The sequence below is a fragment of the Arthrobacter sp. Y3223164 genome, assembly GCF_059091005.1.
In genome coordinates this window covers 1-3,121 of the sequence record NZ_JBNHGF010000331.1, presented here as the reverse complement: position 1 = coordinate 3,121, position 3,121 = coordinate 1, and the positions used below count along the sequence as shown (strand labels likewise).

5 protein-coding genes are annotated in these 3,121 nt (G+C 69.8%); all 5 read right to left on the bottom strand.

The annotated features are described in order from the left end of the window. The coding region (locus tag AC5RUJ_RS13510) for a DNA-3-methyladenine glycosylase family protein (protein ID WP_494156000.1) at positions 1–533 on the bottom strand (533 nt) is incomplete at its 3' end. Between the two features lie 3 nt (positions 534–536). Next, entirely contained in the window at positions 537–929 is a 393-nt protein-coding gene (locus AC5RUJ_RS13505; RefSeq protein WP_494012935.1) for a universal stress protein, read from the bottom strand. A 145-nt stretch (positions 930–1,074) separates the two neighbouring features. Continuing rightward, positions 1,075–1,677 (bottom strand): DNA-3-methyladenine glycosylase I, encoded by a 603-nt coding sequence (locus AC5RUJ_RS13500; protein WP_494129067.1) that lies wholly within the window; start codon positions 1,675–1,677, stop codon positions 1,075–1,077. Between the two features lie 91 nt (positions 1,678–1,768). Next, a complete protein-coding gene (locus AC5RUJ_RS13495; RefSeq protein WP_494129066.1) occupies positions 1,769–2,434 on the bottom strand; it encodes an alpha-ketoglutarate-dependent dioxygenase AlkB family protein in 666 nt (221 codons plus the stop codon). Then, positions 2,431–3,063 carry a methylated-DNA--[protein]-cysteine S-methyltransferase gene (locus tag AC5RUJ_RS13490; protein ID WP_494129065.1) on the bottom strand — a complete coding sequence of 211 codons (633 nt, stop codon included), beginning with the start codon at positions 3,061–3,063 and terminating at the stop codon, positions 2,431–2,433. The genes AC5RUJ_RS13495 and AC5RUJ_RS13490 overlap by 4 nt, the downstream gene beginning before the upstream one ends. Between the last annotated feature and the right edge of the window lie 58 nt (positions 3,064–3,121).

Below are 3,121 nucleotides of genomic sequence, written 5' to 3'. Positions count from 1 at the left end.
ACGGCTTCGCGGACGGCATCGGGGCCGGAGGCAGCCAGGGCCTCCGGAGTGGGGAAGAGCGCCAGGCCGGTGACCGTCCGGGAGCCGAAGGCAGCGACCAGCCGGGCCGTGAAAGTGCGGGCCGCGGCGAGCGAGACCTGCTGGCCGATCACGGTGGAGACGGCACCTTCGAAGCCGTCCGGGTACCCAAGGATCCGCAGCCCGGGGCGCTCGGCGAGCAGGGGCCCGAGCACCGGGTCGGTGCCCAACGCCGCCGCCACCCGCTCCGGTTCCAGGTCCAGGTCGAGCCAGCCGCGCACCGCCGTCGTTATCTCCCTCAGGGCGGCCGGGGAGTCGCTGCCGACGTCCAACTCGACGGCGTCGGGCGACAGGGTGGCCGTGACCGGCACCGGTCCGGTGCCGGTGTTGAACAGGCGGGTGCAGGTGCCCGCGGCCACGTCGACGGTTTCCAGGCCGGGTACCGCATGGGCGGCCAGGGCAGCCAGCGCGGCCGGGGAGTCGAACGGCGGAAGCAGCGGCAGGCCGACCTGCATGGGTCAGCGGGCCTTGACCGCCAAGACCGGACAGTCGACGGTCAGCAGGATCTCCTGGGCGGTGCTGCCCATGATCAGCTTGCCCACCGGGGAGCGCCGGCGCAGGCCGATGACCAGCAGCGAGACCGAGAGCTCGTCAACCAGTTCCACGATCTCGTCCACGGCGTCCTTGCCGCGGACATACTGCTTGAACTCTGCCTGCAGGCCGGAATTGTACAGTTCCTGCTGCACCCAGGCCGCGTCGTGGGCGTCCGAGAACGACTCGTCCTTCTGCGCCCCGCCCGGACTGGCGTTGACGACCACCAGCTTCTCATTGTTCTGCGTGGCCATTTGAATGCCCTTGCTCAGGGCCGCACGGCCCTCGGGACGCGGGGCGTAGGCAACAAGAATCGTCAACGTGCTCTCCTTACCGGATAACTCCTGCGGTGCCGGCTCCAGGTCGAACATGCACGTCCGGTTCCCCCGAAGCCAGCGGGTGCACATCATTGTGGCACGCATCCCGCGGTGCGGCGGATGCGTGAAGTGATTGTGAAAGCCGGTGTCAGTTCCAGACGCCGGAGGAGCCGCGGCGGTGGCTGTCCACCAGGTGGGTGTCGATCATGCCGATGGCTTCCATCAGGGCGAACATGGTGGTGGGGCCGACGAAGGCAAAGCCGCGCTTGCGCAGGGCCTTGGACAGCGCGACGGACTCCGGCGATGTGGTGGGCACGTCCTGGATGTGCCGCGGCGCGGGCGTCTCCTTCGGCTGGAACGACCAGACGAAGTCGCTCAGGCCGCCTTCTGCGCGCAGGTCGATGGTGGCGTTCGCGTTGGTGATGGCGGCGCGGATTTTGGCCCGGTTCCGCACGATTCCGGCGTCCTGCATCAGCGCCTCGACATCGTCTTCGGTGAACGCGGCGACGGTATCCACGTCGAAATCATGGAACGCTTGCCGGAAGGCGGGACGTTTGCGCAGGATCGTGGCCCAGGAGAGCCCGGCCTGGAAGCCCTCCAACGTGATGCGCTCATAGACGCCTTGCTCGCCCCGGACGGGCATGCCCCATTCGGTGTCGTAATACTCGCGCAGCAGCGGATCCATCGCCGCCCACGTGGGCCGGGCCAGGCCGTCCTCGCAGAGGACTACGCCGGAAGCGGTTGTCTCCATGATTCGATTCTCTCCTACCGCGGCGCAGCCCGCAGGCCCGCCCCACTTACTGTGGAAACCGTCCCTCATACTGTAAAAAAACCGCGAACCCTCAGGTCAGGCCGGTCACCCGCATGGTCAGGTTCAGCCGGCCGCCGGTCAGCCCGCAGGCGGGATCGGCCGTGCCCGGGTAGATCCTGGGCACGCCGTGGTAGGCGAACCGGGCCGGTCCGCCGAAGACGAACAGGTCGCCGGAGCGCAAACGGACGTCCGTGTACGGCTTGGTCCGCGTTTCGGTGTTGCCGAAGCGGAACAGGCAGTCGTCGCCCACGCTGAGCGAAACCACCGGGAAGTCCGCCTGTTCGTCCTTGTCCTGGTGCATGCCCATCTTCGCGGTGTCGTCGTAGAAGTTGATCAGGGCCGTGTCCGGCTCGTAGCCTTGCGCCGCGGCCGGATCCCCCGATGCGTCGGCCAGCGCCCGACGGCCCCACTCGGCCAGCCAGCCGGGAAACTCCAGCACGCGCGCGCCGTTCACGTCGTCTGCGGTGCGGGTGTATTTGTACGGCGCCCAGTGCCAGCCCAGGCACAGCGTCCGCACGCTCATTTCGTGGCCGCCCGGCAGCTTGGCGGCACGGTAGGGGACCGGCCCGCGGCCAAATTCGCGGCACGCTTCGACCAGTTCCCGCTGCTGCTCCACGGCCAGCCAGCCGGGCACATGCACCGCGCCCGGCGCGATCTCGCGCGGGCCGGCCGGAGCGTCCTCGAACAGTGTGCTCACGCCGCTGCCTCCAGCCCCAGCAGGTAGGCCTTGGCCTCCGGCCCGCCCAGGTACCCGCCGAAGGCGCCGTCCGAACGGAGCACTCGGTGGCAGGGCACGACGACGGGCAACGGGTTGGTGGCGCAGGCGCTGCCCACCGCGCGCACGGCCTTGGGATTTCCGACGGCGGCTGCCACCTGCGCGTAGCTCTCGGTCCGGCCATACGGGATCTCGGGCAGGTGGTTGAGCACCTCCGCGCGGAAGCCCTTGGATAGCCGCCGGTCCAGCGGTAGGTCGAAGGAGCGCCGCCGGCCCGCGAAGTACTCGTCCAGTTGCCGGGCGGCGGCCTCAAGCCGGGCCGGAGCATGCAGGATCCGGGGGCTGACGCTGGCTGCCAGGCCGGCCAGCACGGCATCGTGGTTTTCGCCCTCGAAGGCCACGCGGACCAGTCCTTCCTCCGTGGCGGCCAGCAGCAGCTGCCCCAGCGGCGTGTCGGCGGTTGCGTAGGCCAGGTCGAGGGTGCCTTCGGCGGCGGCCTCATGTTCCAGCCTGGTGTGCAGCCGCTCCAGCAGCGTCGGATCCAGGCGGGTCAGCACGTCGAGCCCGGGTCCGGGCGCGGCGGCCCGGGCCGTCGATTGTGCGTTGGTCATCGCAGAACTCCTTCACTCGCGTGGTGTGCGGCCGCTCCCGCGTCCTGCTCCCGGCCGC

Coding starts and splice junctions, on each gene's coding strand:
- AC5RUJ_RS13490 (WP_494129065.1), bottom strand. CDS start 3,063: ATGACCAACGCACAATCGACGGCCCGGGCCGCCGCGCCCGGACCCGGG.
- AC5RUJ_RS13500 (WP_494129067.1), bottom strand. CDS start 1,677: ATGGAGACAACCGCTTCCGGCGTAGTCCTCTGCGAGGACGGCCTGGCC.